Annotated in this window: 17 protein-coding genes, 1 tRNA gene and 1 pseudogene; 7 read left to right on the top strand and 12 right to left on the bottom strand. The window is 50.3% G+C overall.

The features are described 5' to 3' along the window. Together aroC and prmB are read right to left on the bottom strand one after the other, a co-directional pair. The gene (aroC, locus tag PGS10_RS16215) at positions 1–1,086 is read right to left on the bottom strand and encodes a chorismate synthase (RefSeq protein ID WP_049059558.1); all 1,086 of its coding nucleotides are present in this window, start codon (positions 1,084–1,086) and stop codon (positions 1–3) included. 40 nt (positions 1,087–1,126) lie between these two features. Next, entirely contained in the window at positions 1,127–2,059 is a 933-nt protein-coding gene (gene prmB / locus PGS10_RS16210) for a 50S ribosomal protein L3 N(5)-glutamine methyltransferase (protein ID WP_047043358.1), read from the bottom strand. Between the two features lie 166 nt (positions 2,060–2,225). Here prmB and smrB point away from each other — a divergent pair, with 166 nt between their 5' ends. Beyond that, entirely contained in the window at positions 2,226–2,777 is a 552-nt protein-coding gene (smrB, locus tag PGS10_RS16205; RefSeq protein WP_045391516.1) for an endonuclease SmrB, read from the top strand. Between the two features lie 23 nt (positions 2,778–2,800). Here the strand turns inward: smrB and sixA are convergent, their stop codons facing one another. The 4 genes from sixA to PGS10_RS16185 form a co-directional block, all read right to left on the bottom strand. Further along, complete coding sequence (gene sixA / locus PGS10_RS16200) at positions 2,801–3,286, bottom strand: phosphohistidine phosphatase SixA (RefSeq protein WP_045391518.1); 486 nt, start codon at positions 3,284–3,286, stop codon at positions 2,801–2,803. 210 nt (positions 3,287–3,496) lie between these two features. After that, complete coding sequence (gene fadJ / locus PGS10_RS16195) at positions 3,497–5,641, bottom strand: fatty acid oxidation complex subunit alpha FadJ (RefSeq protein WP_316423251.1); 2,145 nt, start codon at positions 5,639–5,641, stop codon at positions 3,497–3,499. Beyond that, positions 5,641–6,951, bottom strand: coding sequence for an acetyl-CoA C-acyltransferase FadI (fadI, locus tag PGS10_RS16190; RefSeq protein ID WP_047078314.1), 1,311 nt, complete (start codon positions 6,949–6,951; stop codon positions 5,641–5,643). The genes fadJ and fadI overlap by 1 nt, the downstream gene beginning before the upstream one ends. Before the next feature lie 159 nt (positions 6,952–7,110). Next, complete coding sequence (locus PGS10_RS16185; protein WP_015706185.1) at positions 7,111–7,395, bottom strand: YfcZ/YiiS family protein; 285 nt, start codon at positions 7,393–7,395, stop codon at positions 7,111–7,113. Positions 7,396–7,766: 371 nt separating this feature from the next. Here PGS10_RS16185 and fadL point away from each other — a divergent pair, with 371 nt between their 5' ends. Continuing rightward, complete coding sequence (fadL, locus tag PGS10_RS16180) at positions 7,767–9,089, top strand: long-chain fatty acid transporter FadL (protein ID WP_045391524.1); 1,323 nt, start codon at positions 7,767–7,769, stop codon at positions 9,087–9,089. 66 nt (positions 9,090–9,155) lie between these two features. Here the strand turns inward: fadL and mlaA are convergent, their stop codons facing one another. Beyond that, entirely contained in the window at positions 9,156–9,917 is a 762-nt protein-coding gene (gene mlaA / locus PGS10_RS16175) for a phospholipid-binding lipoprotein MlaA (RefSeq protein WP_045376992.1), read from the bottom strand. 247 nt (positions 9,918–10,164) lie between these two features. Here mlaA and PGS10_RS16170 point away from each other — a divergent pair, with 247 nt between their 5' ends. The 3 genes from PGS10_RS16170 to PGS10_RS16160 all read left to right on the top strand — a co-directional run bounded on the left by PGS10_RS16170 (position 10,165) and on the right by PGS10_RS16160 (position 12,616). Continuing rightward, the gene (locus PGS10_RS16170) at positions 10,165–11,076 is read left to right on the top strand and encodes a formate/nitrite transporter family protein (RefSeq protein WP_045391527.1); all 912 of its coding nucleotides are present in this window, start codon (positions 10,165–10,167) and stop codon (positions 11,074–11,076) included. Positions 11,077–11,150: 74 nt separating this feature from the next. Beyond that, a tRNA-Arg gene (locus PGS10_RS16165) sits at positions 11,151–11,225 on the top strand. A 176-nt stretch (positions 11,226–11,401) separates the two neighbouring features. Continuing rightward, positions 11,402–12,616, top strand: coding sequence for a tyrosine-type recombinase/integrase (locus PGS10_RS16160; RefSeq protein WP_113374305.1), 1,215 nt, complete (start codon positions 11,402–11,404; stop codon positions 12,614–12,616). A 109-nt stretch (positions 12,617–12,725) separates the two neighbouring features. Here PGS10_RS16160 and PGS10_RS16155 read toward each other — a convergent pair. Beyond that, a protein-coding gene (locus PGS10_RS16155; RefSeq protein WP_316423250.1) for an IS3 family transposase occupies positions 12,726–13,894 on the bottom strand; the annotation gives its coding sequence in 2 pieces (ribosomal slippage) (positions 12,726–13,645 and positions 13,645–13,894; 1,170 coding nt in all). 176 nt (positions 13,895–14,070) lie between these two features. Here PGS10_RS16155 and PGS10_RS16150 point away from each other — a divergent pair. Continuing rightward, a pseudogene (locus tag PGS10_RS16150) lies at positions 14,071–14,525 on the top strand (IS3 family transposase); the annotation flags it as partial. Between the two features lie 595 nt (positions 14,526–15,120). Here PGS10_RS16150 and PGS10_RS16145 read toward each other — a convergent pair. Together PGS10_RS16145 and PGS10_RS16140 are read right to left on the bottom strand one after the other, a co-directional pair. After that, positions 15,121–15,618: a hypothetical protein gene (locus PGS10_RS16145; protein WP_113375080.1), complete on the bottom strand. Its 498-nt coding sequence runs from the start codon at positions 15,616–15,618 to the stop codon at positions 15,121–15,123. After that, entirely contained in the window at positions 15,602–16,390 is a 789-nt protein-coding gene (locus tag PGS10_RS16140) for a winged helix-turn-helix domain-containing protein (RefSeq protein ID WP_162750254.1), read from the bottom strand. Before PGS10_RS16140 ends, PGS10_RS16145 begins: the two co-directional genes overlap by 17 nt. Before the next feature lie 379 nt (positions 16,391–16,769). Here PGS10_RS16140 and PGS10_RS16135 point away from each other — a divergent pair, with 379 nt between their 5' ends. Further along, a complete protein-coding gene (locus PGS10_RS16135) occupies positions 16,770–17,342 on the top strand; it encodes a helix-turn-helix domain-containing protein (RefSeq protein ID WP_213193660.1) in 573 nt (190 codons plus the stop codon). A 50-nt stretch (positions 17,343–17,392) separates the two neighbouring features. On the opposite strand, the gene PGS10_RS16130 is transcribed toward PGS10_RS16135, so the two are convergent. Together PGS10_RS16130 and ecpD are read right to left on the bottom strand one after the other, a co-directional pair. Further along, positions 17,393–18,088 (bottom strand): fimbria/pilus periplasmic chaperone, encoded by a 696-nt coding sequence (locus tag PGS10_RS16130; RefSeq protein WP_113375077.1) that lies wholly within the window; start codon positions 18,086–18,088, stop codon positions 17,393–17,395. Next, entirely contained in the window at positions 18,057–19,673 is a 1,617-nt protein-coding gene (ecpD, locus tag PGS10_RS16125) for a fimbrial adhesin EcpD (protein ID WP_410477092.1), read from the bottom strand. The genes PGS10_RS16130 and ecpD overlap by 32 nt, the downstream gene beginning before the upstream one ends. Positions 19,674–19,676: the final 3 nt, after the last annotated feature.

Here is a 19,676-nt window from a genome sequence, read left to right as displayed (position 1 = left end):
TTACCAGCGTGGAATTGTTGTCGTCACGTCGCCATTCTGCGCGCGCTGACGCATAAAGTGATCCATTAACACGATAGCCAGCATGGCCTCGGCGATTGGAACCGCGCGAATGCCGACGCACGGATCGTGACGCCCTTTGGTGATCATTTCGACTTCTTCGCCGAAGCGGTTAATCGTATGACCGGGAACGGTAATACTGGAGGTTGGCTTCAGCGCGATGTTAGCAACAATTTGCTGACCGCTGCTGATACCGCCAAGAATGCCGCCGGCGTGGTTACTCTGGAAGCCAGCTTTGGTGATTTCGTCGCGGTTTTCACTGCCGCGCAGTTTGACCACCTCAAAACCATCGCCGATTTCTACCCCTTTCACCGCGTTGATGCTCATCAGCGCGTGGGCGATATCGGCATCCAGACGGTCGAAGACCGGCTCGCCGAGGCCCGGAGGAACGCCATCCGCCACGACGGTCACTTTCGCGCCGATCGAGTCGCCCTCTTTTTTCAGGCCGCGCATCAGTTCATCCAGCGCCTCGATTTTATCCGGATCCGGGCAGAAGAATGGGTTCTGCTCAACCTGATCCCAGTCTTTGATAGCCAGCGGAATATCGCCCATCTGCGTCAGGCAGCCGCGGATAACAATACCGAATTTGGCCGCGAGGAATTTTTTGGCAATCGCCCCGGCCGCCACGCGCATCGCGGTTTCACGCGCGGACGAACGCCCGCCGCCGCGATAGTCGCGCAGGCCATATTTCTGCTCGTAGGTGTAATCCGCATGGCCCGGACGGAACACATCTTTGATAGCGCCGTAGTCCTGAGAACGCTGATCGGTGTTTTCAATCAGCAGGCCAATGCTGGTGCCGGTGGTCACGCCTTCGAAGACGCCAGAGAGGATTTTCACCTGGTCCGGTTCGCGGCGCTGGGTGGTGTAACGCGATGTCCCAGGGCGACGGCGATCCAGGTCGTGCTGCAGGTCGGCTTCGGTCAGCGGAATGCCTGGCGGCACCCCGTCGACGATGCAGCCCAGCGCCAGGCCGTGCGATTCGCCGAAGGTGGTGACGCGAAAGAGTTGTCCAATTGTATTTCCTGCCATCACGGCTCCGTTCTTTTCGTTATGTTTGCGTGTTGTTTTTTTAGTCTTTATAAATGCCGAAATGCGCGCGCGCGTCAATGAGCTGCTGTTTAGTCAGCATAAAGACGCCATCACCGCCGTTATCAAACTCAAGCCAGGTGAACGGCACGTCCGGGTACTGCTCCATCAGATGTACCATGCTGTTACCGACTTCACAAATCAGAATACCGTCGTCGTTGAGGTAATCCGGCGCGCAGCCAAGAATGCGGCGCGTCAGCTTCAGACCATCGCTGCCGGAAGCCAGACCCAGCACCGGCTCATGCTCATACTCGTCCGGCAGGTCAGCCATATCTTCTTCATCAACGTACGGCGGATTGGTCACGATCAGATCGTACTGCAGCTTCGGCAGATCGCGGAACAGATCGGAGCGGATCGGCGTAACCTGGTTAATCAGGCCATGCTCTTCAACGTTATGTTCGGCAACGGCCAGCGCGTCCGGGGAGATATCGACAGCGTCGACTTCGGCTTCCGGGAAGGCATAGGCGCAGGCGATAGCAATGCAGGCGCTACCGGTACACATATCGAGAATATGTTGCGGTTTATGGTTTATCAGCCCGGCGAACTGGTTATTGATCAGTTCGCCAATCGGCGAACGCGGTACCAGCACGCGCTCATCGACATAGAATTCATGGCCGCAGAACCACGCTTTGTTGGTCAGGTAAGCGACGGGAATACGTTCGTTGACGCGGCGAATCACGCGCTCGACGATACGATGTTTTTCGCTGGAGGTCAGGCGCGCGGCGCGCATATCTTCCGGTATATCTAACGGCAGGTACAGTGAGGGTAATACCAGCTGTACGGCCTCATCCCACGGGTTATCGGTACCATGACCGTACCAGATGTTGGCGGCGCTAAAACGACTTACCGCCCAACGCAGCATGTCCTGAATGGTCTGCAGCTCATTGACCGCTTCATCAACAAAAATTTTATCCACGCAATCCTCCAGGGCACGCTCTGCTATAAATTCGGCGGCTAGTTTGCCACGACGGCGGCGATAAATCAGCATTCTTGCGCAGCAGGAGTGGGGAAAAATAGGTTTTCCTTGCCTGAAGCGCGGGCGAGTCGGGTAAACTACCGAAAAGAAATAGTGAGATTGGGCAATGAAAAAGAAAACACCGCTAAGCGCGGAGGATCAGGCGCTGTTCCGCCAGCTAATGACCGGCACCCGGCAAATTAAACAGGACACCATCGTACACCGCCCGCAGCGCAAGAAACTCAGCGAGGTACCGCCCAAGCGATTGCTGCAGGAACAGGTGGATAACAGCCACTATTTTTCCGACGAATTTCAGCCGTTGCTCAATACGGAAGGCGCGATGAAGTACGTGCGCGCGGATGTCAGCCATTTTGAGCTGAAAAAACTGCGCCGCGGCGACTATTCGCCGGAGCTGTTTCTCGATCTGCACGGTTTAACCCAACAGCAGGCGAAACAAGAACTCGGCGCGCTGATTGCCGCCTGCCGCCGCGAACACGTCTTCTGCGCCTGCGTGATGCACGGGCACGGCAAACATATCCTCAAGCAGCAAACGCCGCTGTGGCTGGCGCAACATCCGCATATTATGGCGTTCCATCAGGCACCAAAAGAGTACGGCGGCGATGCCGCGCTATTGGTACTGATTGAAGTTGAAGAGTGGTTGCCGCCGGAGCTTCCGTAAACGGAAGCTCCGGGGGGAAAGCCTTAGATTGCTTTCGCCATTCTCAAATTGCAGGGGCTCATCTGCCAGGTGAATTCGCCCTTGCCGTCGGCGTCGAGGGTGACGCAGGCAATGGCTGAGGTCGTAAACATCGGGGGCGTTTCCCCCGGGCACAGCTCTGAGACGAGGTACCCCACCAGCGGCAGGTGTGAAACGACCAGCGCCGTTTTCACGCCTTCATTTGCCAGCGCCTGAAGATAAGCGCTGACCATCCCTACATCGCCGCATGGCGTGAGTTCCGGCATCACGTCGACATCTTTCGGCAGGTTCATGCACTCCCCTACTATGTCCAGAGTTTGCTCTGCACGCAGGTAAGGGCTGACAAGCACCCGCTCAATATCCACTTTTTGACCTTTCAGCCAGGTTGCCATCTGACGAGATTCGTCACAACCGCAAACGGTTAAGGGACGAACGGAGTCACTGGCTGCATCGAGGGCAGCGTCGCCGTGACGCATGATAAAAACTTGCATATTGCACCGCTTTTGTTAACCAGAATCACCGCAACTCGCTCTGCGTAAACAATACGTAGGCGACCCGGTGGCCGGGCATTGTGCCTGATCCATCCAACGAATGAAACGCTGTTTTTTACCTCAATGGCGTAAGTATAGTCAATATTTGTTTACAAAACAGCCAATCAACAGCGCCAGCCAACGTTGGATTTACCTTCTTTTGACCACAACTTAGGTCGTCCGTTCACCAGTGGGCCAAAAGGTCGCCCCCTGCTCGGCCATGCGCAATAAGGTGTCGCACGGAGAAAAACGAGGGCCGTACTGTGCGGCCAGACGCTGCAAGATTGCGGCGACTTCACCCGCGCCGAGGCTATCCATATAGCGGAACGGGCCGCCGAGAAACGGCGGAAAACCTATACCAAAGACGGCGCCGATGTCGCCATCGCGCGCGCTGCGCACGATCTGTTCATCAAAACAGCGCGCCGCTTCGTTGAGCATCATCATCACGCAGCGTTCAGCAACCTGCTGAGCAGACAAACGCGCCTGCGGACTGGCTACTGCCAATAATGGGTAAATAGCCGGGTCAGCCCGTTTTTTGCTTTTACGCCTTTTTGTCTCATAAAGATAGAAACCGCGATTATTTTTTCTCCCTTTGCGATCGTCCTTCAAAATCGCGTCAATGATATTTGCAGGCGGGCTAAAACGTTCACCAAAAGCGGTCTCCAGTACCGGGATAATCTTAGTGCCGGTATCAATGCCGACTTCATCCAGCAACTGAATAGGTCCGACCGGGAAACCAAATTTAACCAATGCATTATCAATATGTTCGACCGGCTCGCCTTCCAGCAGCAGGCGCATGGCTTCATTGATATAGGGCGCCAGAATACGGTTAACATAAAAACCGGCGCGATCCGCGACCACGATTGGCGTTTTCCCCTGCAGCTTCGCGAGCTTGACCACCGTGGCGATAGTTTGCTCATCGGTCGTTGCGTGCGGGATAACCTCAACCAGCGGCATTTTTTCGACCGGGCTGAAAAAATGCAAACCGATGACCTTCTCCGGCCGGGCGGCCTGAGCGGCGATCTCGCCGATCGGTAGCGATGAGGTGTTAGAGGCAAAGATCGTCTGCGGCCCGCAGTATTGTTCGATCTCGCCCACCATCCGCTGCTTGAGCGCCAGATCCTCAAACACCGCTTCGATCACCACATCGCGATGGGCAAAGCCATGATAATCTGTGGCCCCGGAAATCAGCGCCAGCTGACGATCGCGTTCACTGGCGCGCAGATAGCGGCGACGCACCTGCTTATCCAGCAGATCCCAGCTGTACTTCAGCGCATGATTGATGCCTTTCGCCTGAATGTCTTTTATGCGTACCGGCAGACCGCCTTTACAAGCGGTGACGTAAGCAATACCGCCTCCCATTAAACCACCGCCTAGCACGCCAATGCTTTTAAGTGCAGCAGGGTCAGCCTCGGCGCCACGATCTTTTTTCAGATCGGTACTGGCAAAGAAAATAGAGCGTAACGCTTGCGATTGCGGCGTCATCGCCAGTTCGCCAAACGCCCGCGCCTCTTCTGCATAACCGCTGCTGCAGCCGTGCGCCAGTCCGTTTTCTATCACCTGTAAAATACGCTCTGCCGCCGGGTAATTACCCTGCGTTTTTTGCCGGGTCTTTTTTGCCGCCATGCGGAACAGCAGCTGACGGCCCAGAGGCCCGGCAAGCACCCGTTCGCGCGCCGGTACTGTTCGGCTCGCCGGCCGGCCCTGTAGCGCCAACTCAACCGCGGTCTGTAGCAATATCGATTGCGGGACAACATCGTCCACCAGACCGGCTTTCAGCGCCTGACGCGGACGCAATTGTTTACCGGTGAGGATCATTTCGAGCGCCGTACTGACGCCAATCAGCCGCGGCAGGCGTTGAGTGCCGCCCGATCCCGGTAGCAACCCCAGCTGTACTTCCGGCAATCCCAACCGCGTTTTATCATCATCGCTACAGACTCGCCCATGACAGGCCAGCGCCAGCTCCAGGCCGCCGCCAAGGCAGGCGCCGTGAATGGCGGCAATCACCGGGATAGAAAGCGCGTTGATCTCGGCCATGATCTGCTGACCCTGACGCGCCAGCGCTTCGGCCTCTGCGGCGCTGGTACAACGAGCAATCATGTTGATATCGGCGCCGGCGATAAAGTTATCGGGTTTAGCGGAGATAAATACAGCGCCGCGCAGCGTTTTATTCTCGCGGAGCTGACGGATAATCGCCCGTACCTCGCCGCCGAACTCGGCTTTCAGGGTATTCATCTTTTCGCCGGGCGCGTCTATGGTAATAACGGCGATGTTATCCGGGCGAATTTCAAGCGTAAAAGCTGTTGCCGCTTCCATTATTCGACCTCCAGAACCATAGCGGAACCTAACCCCCCCGCCGCGCAGGCGGTAACCAGACCAAATCCGCCGCCGCGGCGCCGGAGTTCATGCAAGGTCTGCGTAATCATGCGCGCGCCGGTCGCCGCAAAGGGGTGTCCGTAGGCGATAGAGCCGCCCAGCACATTGAACTTGCTGGCATCGACTTCCCCGGTCGCCTGCGCGCGGCCCAGAACTTCCCGGGCGAAACGATTGCTGGCTAAACATTGTAAATTCGCCAACGTCTGCGCCGCGAAAGCCTCATGCATATCAATCAGCGTGAGGTCTGCAAGGGTAATGCCGGCCCTGTCGAGCGCCAGCGGCGTCGCCCACGCAGGGCCCAGCAGCATATCCTGCCAGACATCAATAGCGGTGAAAGCGTAGCTACGCAGATAGCCCAGCGGCGTTAACCCCAACTCTTTGGCTCGGGATTCGGTCATCATGATCACCGCGGCGGCGCCGTCGGTGAGCGGCGTACTGTTTGCCGCCGTGACGCTACCGTGTTTGCGATCGAACGCCGGACGTAACTTCTGGTAATCCGCGAGGGTTGAATTTTTACGAATATTGTTGTCCTGTTCCAGCGGCTCGCGATAAGGCGGCACATAGGCCGTCATCACTTCACTGGCCAATTTGCCCTCTTCCCAGGCGCGGGCGGCAAGCTGATGCGAACGCAGCGCCAGCGCGTCCTGATCTTCACGGCTGATGCCCCAGGTTTTCGCCATCTGCTCAGCGGTGTCGCCCATCCGCAGGCCGGTTGAGTATTCCGCGACAGCAGGCGGCACCGGTAAAAGATCGCGCAGGCGCAGGCGGGAAAAGAGTTTTAGCCGTTGACCAAGGGTACGCGCTTTATTGGCATCCACCAGGGTGCGAGCCAGTTTTTTACTCACGCCGATGGGGAGAACGGAGGAGGAATCCGCGCCGCCGGCAATGCCCGCGCGGATCGTGCCGGCCATCAGGCTTTCGGCAATATTGGCTACCGCCTGAAAACTGGTGGCGCAGGCGCGACTAACACTATAGGCGTCGGTATGCACATTCATGCCGGTACCGAGCACAATTTCACGAGCAATATTAGGCGCTTCCGGCATCTGCACAACCTGGCCAAAGACCAGCTGTTCAATCACTTCCGGGGGAACTTCACTGCGCGCCAGCATTTCGCCGACGACCATTTTACCCAGATCAACGGCCGGAACGCCGTGATACGCCGTCGCCTGACGGGCAAATGGGGTACGTAAACCGCTGACAATGGCAATGCGATCGCCCTGACGGGTGATAAGCGGTAATGCCTGACTCATAACACTCCCCTGTTAACCGATAAAACCAAGTGGTCTGACCTGATAACTAGTCTTAACTAATTTTTTACATTAAGCCAATCGGGGAAGAGAAAAAGTGGGAGCCAAAACACATTGAATAGAAAAGATAACGCCTCAGGAAAGAGGCGTTAAGAGAGAGGATTAACGTAACCCCAGCTGGAAGATCAGCGATTCCGCTTCGCAGCTAAAAACAAAATCGATATTCAGCTGCACGCCGCCGTCAACATCGGTGAACGTCGAGTTAATTTTGCACGGTTCAGACTCAACATTGCGGGCTTTTTCGCTCAGCGCGGCGAGCGTCGCTTCCGCTTCTGCGCGGTTGGCAAACACGCGGCTGTAGGAGGCGGTGCAGTCGGTGTTGTCCACAATGGTGCCAACATCCATACAGCAGCAAACTGGGGTTTCATCAGCGCTACATTTACTCATCGTAGATTTCCTCTGTATATGCACCTTTGGTGCCAGACAAATAATGCGCCTATTTTACGCCCGCCCCCGGCCGCCCTCCAGTTGTTAATAGCAAGAAAACGGTTAAGTGACAGAAATCACACTTAAAAATGATCCAAAACAAAAATGCCCCACTTTGGGCATGACGCACCGGGGCAATTTTGCCAGCTGGATCGCGTTTCTGTTATCACAATTGAAAAATCTCATAAACAAACTTGCAACAACTCATCTGGTCAGACCTATACTCAGGCCACTGGTCTGATTTCTCTGTCGTAAAGCAGACCCTACACTTCGCGCTTCTGTTACGGCATGTAACATAGTTTAAATAAAAATAACTCAATGAGGTTATGGGCATGAGCCAGAAAACCCGCTTTACCCAATCTGCCCTTGCAGTGGCTGTAGCACTTGTTTCAACCCAAGCCTGGTCCGCAGGATTCCAGTTAAATGAATTCTCCTCTTCAGGTCTTGGTCGTGCCTATTCCGGTGAAGGGGCAATCGCTGACGATGCGGGCAACGCCAGCCGTAACCCCGCGTTAATCATGATGTTTGACCGCCCGACGATGTCGGCAGGCGCCGTCTTCGTCGACCCGGACGTTAATGTTTCTGGTACCTCGCCTACCGGTAAAAGTCTGAATGCAGACAATATTGCCCCAACTGCATGGGTACCAAACTTCCACTTTGTTTCGCCAATAAACGAGCAGTTTGGTTGGGGTGCATCTATTACCTCTAACTATGGTCTCGCGACTGAGTTTGCTGATGACTATGCTGCCGGCAGTATGGGTGGCAAAACCGATCTCACCACCGTTAACCTCAATTTAAGCGGCGCCTATCGCCTGAACAGCAACTGGAGCTTTGGCTTAGGGTTTGATGCGGTGTATGCGAAAGCGAAAATCGAACGCTACGCAGGTGATTTAGGACAAATCGTTGCCGGTTCCGGCAAGCTGCCGCCAGCGCTAGCGGGCCGGGTCTCCCAGATCCCTGCAGACACTCAGATTGCGCATTTGAACGGCAACGAATGGGGCTTCGGCTGGAACGCCGGTATCCTGTATGAGCTGGACAAAAACAACCGCTACGGTTTCACCTACCGCTCTGAAGTTAAAATCGACTTTGATGGCAACTATAAGAGCGATCTGCCGTCCGCGTATAACCAGATCCTCGGCAACTTCGGTCTACCGGCCGGTACCGATGGCCGTACCACTAACGGCGCGCTGACTCTCAATCTGCCAGAAATGTGGGAGCTGTCGGGTTATAACCGCGTCGCGCCGCAGTGGGCAGTGCACTATAGCCTGACCTACACCAGCTGGAGCCAGTTCCAGGAGCTGAAGGCCACCGGCAGCAATGGTCAGACGCTGTTCTATAAAGATGAAGGCTTTAAAGATGCTTATCGCATCGCGCTGGGTACCACCTATTACTATGACGATAACTGGACCTTCCGTACCGGTATCGCCTTCGATGATAGCCCGATTCCGGCTGGCACCCGCTCCATCTCTATCCCGGATCAGGATCGCCTGTGGCTGAGCGCCGGTACCACCTACGCGTTCAATAAAGATGCTTCAGTGGATGTCGGCGTTTCTTACATGCACGGTCAGCACGTAGAAATTAAAGAAGGTCCTTACACCTTCCGTTCTGAAGGTACCGCCTGGCTGTACGGCGCGAACTTCAACTACCGCTTCTGATAAGCAAACGATATGAAAAAAGGGTGAACATCATGTTCACCCTTTTTCTTTTATGAATCGCGTGGATTACTGCGAATCGATATCTTTCAGCTCATCCTGAATCGCCTGCGCGTTCGGGTTGTCTGCCGGCGTCAGCTTACCGCCGTTAGCGATAAAATCGTGCCGCTGGAAGTAGGCTTCACGCATCAAGATGTACGGATCGGAAGACTGGCGCAGCAGGCCATCGGAATCCAGCAGCTGAGCGCGAGTTTCAATCCCTTCTACCGCCCATTTACCGATAGACATCGGCCAGGTCAGCCAGGAGAGTACCGGATACAGGCCATCGGCCATGTCGCCGCCCTCATCACGCAGGGTGAAACTGCCGTAGAACGGTAACTGTACGTACGGGCCGTAGCCCACGCCGTAGTGGCCCAGCGTGCTACCGAAACGATGCGGTTCAACGCGCTGCAGCTGCGGGTTCGCCATACCGGCCACGTCGATCAAGCCGCCCATCCCAAGAATGGTGTTAAGGAAGAAGCGAGTGAAATGCACCATGCCTTTATAGGGATCGCCCTGCAGGAAGGAGTTGACCATTACCGCCGGTTCTTCAAGGTTGCTGGTGAAGTTGCTTAAACCATTACGCGCCGGTTGCGGCACATAATCACGCCAGGCGACGGCAACGGGGCGCAGTACATAAGGATCAACCACATTAAAGTTGAAGTTGAACATGGTACGGTTAAACCCTTCAAGCGGATCTGAACGCCCCTGCGACCGATCGTCAGTGCTGGAACTGGCGCATCCCACCAGCAATGTGGCGCCAAGCGCAAGCGCCGACAGGCGATAATTCATAGGTTTCTCCCTGTTAATTCTGGCTATCGCTGGAGGCATCCGGGACGGCGCCCCCATTAGCATTTTATCGTTGGGTAGCTGCTTTCAGCATAGCCTTCTTTGGCATCAATGTAGCTTCCCGATTCTATACATATTTTGCAATATTCGTATTGCTATTCTTGCCATTGCGCTGAATTTAGGAGCATATCCTGTGCCGCCGCGCTGATTTCTCTCTACGCTTAGTAACAAATACAAAGGGAGAGCAGCCATGACCCGACAAAATAGCGCCACCGGCACACATGATAGCGATGAACGCGAAGTTGAAAGCGAAGAGAAGCAACATGGCGAGAAAATAGAAGTGGATGAGGAGCGTCTGCCTTCGCAGGCAATGGCCACCCATGAGGTGATTCGCCAGGAGGGAGAAAAGGAGCTCGAGCGCGATGCCATGGCGCTACTGTGGTCAGCGATTGCCGCCGGCTTATCAATTAGCGCTTCGCTGGTGGCCAAGGGAATTTTTCATGTTCACCTCAGCGCCCTGCCCGGCGGTTATCTGCTGGAGAATTTGGGTTACACCTTCGGCTTTATTATCGTCATTCTCGCCCGTCAGCAGCTGTTTACGGAAAATACCGTTACCGCCGTGCTGCCGATTATGCATAAACCCAGCGCCGGTAATATTGCGCTATTGCTACGCCTGTGGGGCGTGGTGTTATTAGGTAATTTATTGGGTGGCGCTATCGCCGCCTGGGCGTTTAATATCATGCCGATTTTCGATGACGCCACTCGTGAGGCGTTTCACAGCATCAGCCAGAAAGTCATGGAGAATACGCCTGGCGAGATGTTCGCCAATGCGATTATTTCCGGCTGGCTGGTGGCGACAATGGTCTGGATGTTCCCGGCCGCTGGTTCGGCGAAAGTCATCGTCATCATCCTGATGACCTGGCTCATTGCACTGGCGGACACCACGCATATCGTCGTCGGCAGTGTGGAAATTTTCTATCTGATTTTCAGCGGCGCCCTGCCCTGGCAAGAGTTCATCTGGCCCTTCGCGCTGCCGACGCTCGCCGGCAACATCTGCGGCGGCACCTTTATCTTCGCCCTGCTAAGCCACGCCCAGATTCGCAACGACATGACCCAGGAACAGAAAGCCAAAGCGAAGGCCGAAGCAGATAAAAAGGGCTAAACGGCTGCAAATTAAGCAATTAATCGCAATGCGCTTAACGGGCGGCGGAAAAAACGCTATAATCCCGCCGCCTTGTCCCCTTAGTTAAATGGATATAACGAGCCCCTCCTAAGGGCTAGTTGCAGGTTCGATTCCTGCAGGGGACACCATATGCACCCCTTCTGACATCTACCAAAATCAATAAAACCCCCTTATAATCAGTGATAAGCTCTCTATTCTGGCTACGCAATGTCTACTAATGTCTACCCATTTCAACGTGAATCAATAAACGTTTGGGGGCCTTAGCGGGGGCTTATCCTGTTCAATGTAAAATGAGGCCCCCAAAATGCCCTTAAATGCGCGTCAAGTCGAGACTGCAAAACCCAGAGACAAAGCCTACAAACTCACTGATGGCGGAGGGCTCTATCTTATGGTCAACACTAACGGTTCAAAGTACTGGCGCATGAAGTATCGATTTGGCGGGAAAGAGAAAAAGCTCTCTTTCGGAACCTACCCGACCATCTCACTTGCGGAAGCCCGAACTAAACGAGATGAAGCAAGAAAGGTATTAGCAAATGACAAGGATCCAGGGGAGGTAAAAAAAGCCGCACAGCTCGCCAAAAAGCTATCAGTTACCAACACATTTGAAGCAATAGCTCTCGAATGGTACAACGCAAAAGTATCTGGCTGGTCAAAGAGTTATGCAGATTACGTCAACCGAGGTTTTAAAAATAATATCTTTCCCTTTCTAGGCTCTCAGCCAGTGAATGAAATTAAACCCCTAGAGCTATTATCTGTATTGCAACGAATGGAAAAGCGAGGAGCGCCAGAGCTCGCAAGCAAAGTACGCCAGCGTTGTAATGAGGTTTTTCGCTACGCGATTGTAACAGGTCGTGCCGAATACAACCCTGCTGCTGATCTTGGTAGCGCTTTGCAAGGCCATGAGAAACAGCACTATCCCTTCCTTACAGCCGCTGAGCTGCCTGATTTTTTGCAAAAGTTATCAAACTACTCTGGTAGTCTTATTACTCTTCTGGCAACCCGTTTGCTCATTCTGACAGGCTTGAGAACAGTAGAGTTACGTCTGGCTGAATGGAGTGAAATTGACTTCGATAATCGTATCTGGGAAATCCCCAAAACTAGAATGAAAATGAAACGTCCTCATGTTGTCCCGTTATCGGCTCAATCTTTGAGCGCACTCCGTCAATTGAAAGTACTAACAGGAAACTACAAACTCATTTTTGCAGGTCGCAATGATGTGAACAAAGCGATGAGTGAAGCTAGCATCAATATGGTTATAAAGAGGATTGGCTACGATAAGAGAGCAACTGGGCATGGTTTTCGTCATACTATGAGTACTATTTTGCATGAGCAGGGATTCAACTCGGCATGGATCGAAACACAACTAGCCCACGTAGATAAAAACTCAATCCGTGGAACCTATAATCATGCCCAGTATATAGAAGGTAGAAGGGAGATGATGCAATGGTATGCAGACTTTATGGATGCGTTTCAGGGAGGTGATGTAGTATTAAAAAAAGAACATTTTCGAAATGTATAAAAGATTAATTAGGTCTATTAATTATTTTATACAAAGTTGGGTTTATTATCTGCTTTTGTTAATCAATTATACGTCTTAGGTACGCACTTACTAACTAGGAGTGAAGTGGTCAACAAAAACTGGCCACCACTTTAGAGTTTTTCCAGTATCGGTTTTCCGATTCGTTTGGTGGTAACCCACCATTATATTCGTGCGGTCTGAGTGCGCTGTAATATCCAACGATATAGTCCGTTATTGCGTGATCTGCATCGCTGAAGCTTACGTAACCTGTCACCGGCACCCATTCGTTCTTCAGACTCCTGAAGAAGCGCTCCATTGGACTGTTATCCCAGCAGTTTCCACGCCGGCTCATACTCTGCTTAATCCGGTATCGCCACAGTAACTGCCGGAACTGCCTGCTCGTATAATGACTGCCCTGATCACTGTGGAACATTACCCCGACGGGCTTACCGCGCGTTTCCCACGCCATTTCCAGTGCTTTCATGGTGAGTCTGCTGTCCGGTGAGAACGACATTGCCCAGCCCACTGGTTTTCTTGCGAACAGGTCGAGAACTACGGCGAGGTACGCCCAGCGCTTACCCGTCCAGATATAGGTCACATCACCGCACCACACCTGGTTTGGTTCCGTTACAGCGAACTGTCGCTCAAGATGATTCGGGATAGCAACGTGCTCATGACCGCCGCGCTTATACCGGTGAGTCGGCTGCTGGCAACTGACCAGCCCTAGCTCTTTCATGAGCCTGCCAGCAAGCCAGCGCCCCATCAGGTAGCCTCTCTGGGTTGCCATTGTGGCGATGCTTCTTGCTCCGGCCGAGCCATGGCTGATGCCATGTAGTTCAAGTACCTGACTGCGTAATACAGCGCGTCTGCCGTCTGGCTTTTCAGGACGGTTTTTCCAGTATTTATAGCTGCTGCGATGAACCCCGAATACATGGCAGAGAGTGGCCACAGGATAACGCGCCCTGAGTTTCCCGATTATCGAGAACTGTTCAGGGAGTCTGACATCAAGAGCGCGGTAGCCTTTTTTAGAATATTGCTTTTCATTTCAATGCGTTGTAGCTTTTTCTTTAACTCACGTATTTCGATTTGTTCCGGCGTTATCGGGGAGGCTTTTGGCGTTTTGCCCTGACGCTCTTCGCGCAGTTGCTTGACCCATTTCGTCATCGTGGAAAGACCGACATCCATAGCTTTAGCAGCATCAGAGACGGTGTAGTTTTGATCGACAACCAGCTGAGCGGATTCTCGTTTGAATTCAGGACTGAAATTTCTTCTTTTCATTGGAGCACCTGTGTTGTTCTGAGATGAGCATATCACCTCTGTTCAGGTGGCCAAATTCAGTAAACCACTTCAATGGCATTAGCCAGCGTTTAGACGGAAAGCCGGATGCGCTGAAAGTTGCACGTCCGGTTTGGGGAGGAGAGGCAGGGAAATAGTCCGACTACGTCCTGCCTCTTACTCTACTCCGCACCAGGCCGGGATGGTTGTATATGGCGGTGATTATCGATCTCTTCGCCCGTCACGTGGTCGGCTGGTCGATGAAGCCCACTCTCTCACGCGCAATGGCACTCGATGCGTTTGATGATGGCCATCTGGCAGCGAAAACCTGAGGGCGAGGTCATAATGCACTCAGACCAAGGCAGCCAGTACGGAAGCGACGACTGGCAACGGTTCTGTCGGGCCAATAATCTGGCCCCCAGAATGAGCGACATTGTAACTGCTGGGATAAAGCGGTGGTCAAATCGTTCTTCACTTTACTAAAAAAGAACGCATCAGGAATAGAATATACAAAACCAGGGATCTGGCCCGGGCCGATATCTTCGATTACATTATAGTGTTCTACAACCTGGTCCGGCGTCACAGTCATCTCGGCGGCGTCAGTCAGGAGGCCTTCGAACAGGCCTCGTCGTGAAAACAGAATTTGTCTACGGTCATAGGGTCAGTCCATGGAGACAGGGCTGCTTTGCGTCTAACTTTACCATTCGATCAAGCATTTTGGCGTGGGCATTGATTGTATCAATGCCGCTTTTGAATAAAACCGCTCAAAATGATGATTTGGTATCGCCTGGCGGATTCTTTCTGGTTAGTAGCTGCAGGGTGGAGCACTGGAAGAAGTTCTGTTTCCAGTCCTTTACAATGTCGAATGCACTCAACACCCGGCCGTTAAGAAGATAAAGGGGGAAAAGCAATTGTGATAACCTTCTCAACGCAGTAGTAGCTATATACACCCCGGCGCTCTGGTGCCAGTTGAGTGATGCGCTTGGATAAATACGCTTAAACTGCAGGACGCCGCGTCTCATTGCATCAAGTCAACACGGACAAAGAAGTCAACCGGCAGCCCCGTAGCTTTACACATCACTGCAACAGCATCCCGCTGTGTCCTGTAGTCAGTGCTGTCGGCCCAACGCCAACTGTAATGCTTACTTATTCAGCATGGCTTCTGCAAGAAACGTCTTGAAACGGGAGTTCTCTTAAAAATGTCGTACATTAGTATCTCACACATATTTTTAATAACAATATGCTGTTGGGTAATTATTATAGTCTATTCTATACCCCCCCCCCAATTTGAATAATGCTATTAATTGTATATTATCCCTGTTTAAAAATGCACCTGGTATAATATCCAATAAAACATCTTTGCTAATACTATTATCTACCTGTATAACAGAATCATTTGTTCTCATTGTTACCATCCCATTATAATATATATATGAAAACGAAGTTTTTAATCCTATTATACCAATAAACCTCCCACTTTCAAATATCTTACCACTCACCGCAAAGTAACCATTCCTCGCATTATAAAACCTATAGTCTTCAACATATTGCAAATTATACCCATTAATATAAATACTACCATATGCTTTACATGAAAAATTTAAAACAGCACCTCTAGGAAACTCAATTGATATTATCTTGTTTTTTAGCAGCAGCAGCACAATACTAAAGAAAACACAAACAATAACAAAAAATATAATAAATTTAATATTAAATATTTTTTTCATAATCATACCTTACCACAGATGTACATGTTTTACTTTCAAAGCCACTACTGATTTCTTGATCACACTTTATATACGAGTAATGAGCTGATAATGGATAATAGGTTATATATATATAAGAAGGAGTGGTGCAACTAACTTCATTTTGTTTCATGATAATATTTATCACATTTAATTTATCAAATCCCAACTTATTATCAAAGTAAAAAAAACACCCCTTCATCTTTGTATTAAAATAGTATTCCACTTTCGGAACGGAATTAATATAATGATCACCATAAAAATACAAAACCCAAAAAAAAGAAAGGATAAAAAACATAACAATCATACATACACAAATAGTCTTTCTTACATATCTTTTTATTTTTATAGGATAAACACAATTGTTATTGTTATCCAGGCTTTTAATTTCATGCTCACATTTTTTTTCAGTATCAAACAACTGAACTTCTACATCCGATGAAAAATAATACCCCTTCCCTTTTTTGGTTACTATAAAATCCTTACTCAAGCCAATGGAATTAATAATAGCACGTAACTTTCTTATATTTTGTACTAATGTATTTTCTGAAATAAACATCCTTTTTTTTACCCAAACTTCATCTATAAAGAAATCTTGACTGATTATCTCTCCATGATTGCTGAGGAGGATAAATAAACATTCAGAAAGATTCCTTGTTAGAGCAACTGTATCATTACTGGCTCGATTCGTGAGAATCATGGTCCCAACATCAAATGTTACACTATTGTTTATTAAATACACTTTACTATTCACCCCCCCCCCTAAATAAATATACTATTCTTATAAATACTAGCTCACATAATCAGTGAAATACAAAAAATCAGTAAATCATAAATGAAACAAACCAACAAAAGCTAGATAACCAAATGAAAAAACTAGCTTTTTTTTATTTACATCCATGTTTTAAACAAATCATTTATGCGATAAAAATTAAACTTAACATTTATATGTATATATATTAATCTTAATCCACAATACATTCACTGCTTTGTTAAAGAGACGTGTTCACTTATCATTGTTTAACCTTGAAATATTATCAGAAGCCAAAGAGAAGGACTAAGCAGGCTGCCGAAAGAAAATCACCCCTTATTCAATTAACCTTGGAGAATAAGAACCTCACATGGAGTATTTTATGAAAAAAATGTTAATAACAGATAGCTCTTTCTATCAAATTGCAATACAAACCATCGTTACCGAAAGTTATCTAATTGATTTCAAATTCGAATTTAAAAAAATAAAAACATCAAAACTAACTAATCGTGATTGTATCATTCTATATATAGCAGATCCTGGAACTTTATTCAGTGTGTATGCATATTTTTCTCGCAGCACGGCGGCAAATATTATTGTTGCATTGGATTTTGATCTGAAACGACCTTTAGTTCAAGTAAACAACACATATTTTTTGTCATCTAATGTAAATTACCTCATGCTTGATAAAATAATAACCAACAAAACAAAATATAAACTCCAAAAAAAACTCACACCTAAGGAGGAATCAATTTTAAAACTAATTCTCGATGGCTATAACTGCGAGGATATTGCAAAGAAGATGAATTTAAGCATCAAAACAATTTCGTTACATAAAACTAACGCAAAAATGAAAACTGGAATTTTAAAAAACAATGATTTTACATCTTTTTCATTGTTCAAGATCCTGCTTTCCGAACAAACCCCCCCCCTCCCTCCTAAAGCATTTCATTAAGAAATACTCACGCTCTAAAACTAGAGCGTGAGTATTTCTAAGTTTTTAATTTATTTACCCTGACAATCTTTGTTGAGTTTAATAAATTTTTCGTTATAGATGATGTAGTGGTTACCGGGCTTACGCAGCGACGACTGGCGAACGACATCGCCGGGGCGCAGATACCAGGCGTCACCCTCCCCTTCCGTGGTGTCGCATCCCGGTTTGATCAACAACTTAAACCAGGTATTGCCGGTATTACTGACGCTTCCCGCCGTTTTATCGAACGCCCATTTGAACTGAACCTGTCGCGGTCGCGCCACCAGAATGGTATCCATCACCACCACCGGCTCCATGCTGATCTGCCCGCCCGCCGGGGCGCGCATTACCAGGTTGCGCGTGGGAATTTCACGAAACGAGACCCGATAGTAGCGCTCACGATTATCCTTCGGCCCATGGTAATAGAACTTAAAATATTCGCTTTCGCCCGCCTGCAGCGTGAGCTGGCGTGGAGCAAATAGCAGTTCGCCATCCGCCTGGCGAGTACGAACCTCATGGCCGCCGGGTCGGTCGATGCCCACCACCGACACCCGATACAGACGCGCACTTTTGTTGTTGTTGAGCACTCTTTTGGCGACAAACTCGTCGTCAGAGGCCAGCGAAAAGGTCAGATTGCCGACGGAAATCGCCTGCGCCAGCGGCGCGGCCAGCAGCCACAGGCTAACCAGCGCCAGCTTAATTAATGTTACGCCACGTCGCCTGGACATGAATCTCTCCTGAAGCGCTGACCTCGCCAAACCAGCCGTTGTCGGTGATGGTGCGCAGCGAGATAGGATCATCCATAGCAATCGAGAAGCGCACCGTTGTTTTATCCATCTGCCCCACATCGCCGGAAATATCAGTCCACGGCGTGGTCAGCCATAGCGCATCGGTCATGTCGTGCCAGCTATCGTCGCAGCCGGCATCGTAACTTTTCGTCGCCCCGCTTTGGGTAATGAAAGAGAGCGACGCCGGAAACGGCACCTGCGCGGTACCGTCCGCCGAGCTGAACAGACAATACGAGCGCCCGCCAATCGCCTGTGCCGGACCGGTCACTTTAATCAACACCTCATCGGCGGCGGTTTTACCGCTGGTGGTGACGATGTAGCCGAAATCCAGCGCCGGTTCGCCGCTGCCGACATAACCCTCACGTGATGGCGCCGAGGTGTACTCATCGGAGATAATGCTGATGCTGAAATCACGCGGTTTGATAATCAGGCTATTGGATGTCGAGAATTCATACCAGCCGGATTCCGGCGAAGTGGTGTTATAAAAACGGAAGTTAAACAGATCCTTGGTGTTAATGTCGCTAATCCCCAATCTCACCATCTGCTTAAAGAAGTTGCTTGAGAAGAAGATATAGACAGAATCGGAGCTCTTCATCTCGTTGAAAGTATAATACTGTGAAATACCATTGACCGGTTTCCATGAATTACCGTCAAGGCTGAACTGCATATCGTACATCCCTACAGCAGAGGCCAGCGATGAATTATTTATACTCGGGAAGATGTGAATCGAAGTATTGCTTAATCCATTGGTTTGCAAGGAGTAGTTGACCATTCTGCAACTTAACCCAGTACTAGTGCCGATGGTTTGCGTGCGGCAATCGGCATTACCTTCACCCAGAGTGGGGACACCATCACTATTAATATAAACTTCCGACAGAGTGTGAGTGTTAATCAGGCGTAAGTGGCTCGCTTTGATATGGGTTACGTCGCGGACATACCAGTTGCCTGATACCTGATCTTTGCAACGTTTGCCATTACTCGCATCGTAAACGACCGATGTCTGACAGGAATTAATCGTCATCGTAAAACTACCGCCTACCGGCATCTGCTGCAGATACTGATAGAAGGCATCGGACATCATCCCGTGCATCCATTTGACACCACCACTGGTTACCTTCGCGCCATAAAAACCGATGTCGTCGGTCGTCTGCGGCTGGATCAGACTGGTCGACATATCACATCCTGCATACCAGTTAATACAGCGTAGCCCCAGTAATGGGTGGGCAACCGGGGAATTATCCAGCCACATATCAAACCGATAGTTAGCGATAAGCGGGGTGTTGTAGCCATTATCGATATAACCCAAGCTCTGCTGATAAATTGTGCCTGAACCATTGTATTTTAAACCCGTCCAGCGGTTCCCACCGGTCATACGCGGATCTAACGCACCACCAGGTGTGACGAAAAAGTTATCATCAGAGTTATTTTCAACCAACACGAATTGCGAGGGAGATGCTTTTGGCCAAGTAGTTTTAGTTACTGCACCATATGCTTGAATTACTGAAAGGCTAATACCTAACCACATAAT

Origin of the sequence: Klebsiella sp. 141153 (assembly GCF_032601995.1) — a bacterium.
Lineage (GTDB): Bacteria > Pseudomonadota > Gammaproteobacteria > Enterobacterales > Enterobacteriaceae > Klebsiella > Klebsiella aerogenes.
Note: the sequence above shows the minus strand (reverse complement) of the source record. Positions and strands in the feature narration are given on the sequence as shown.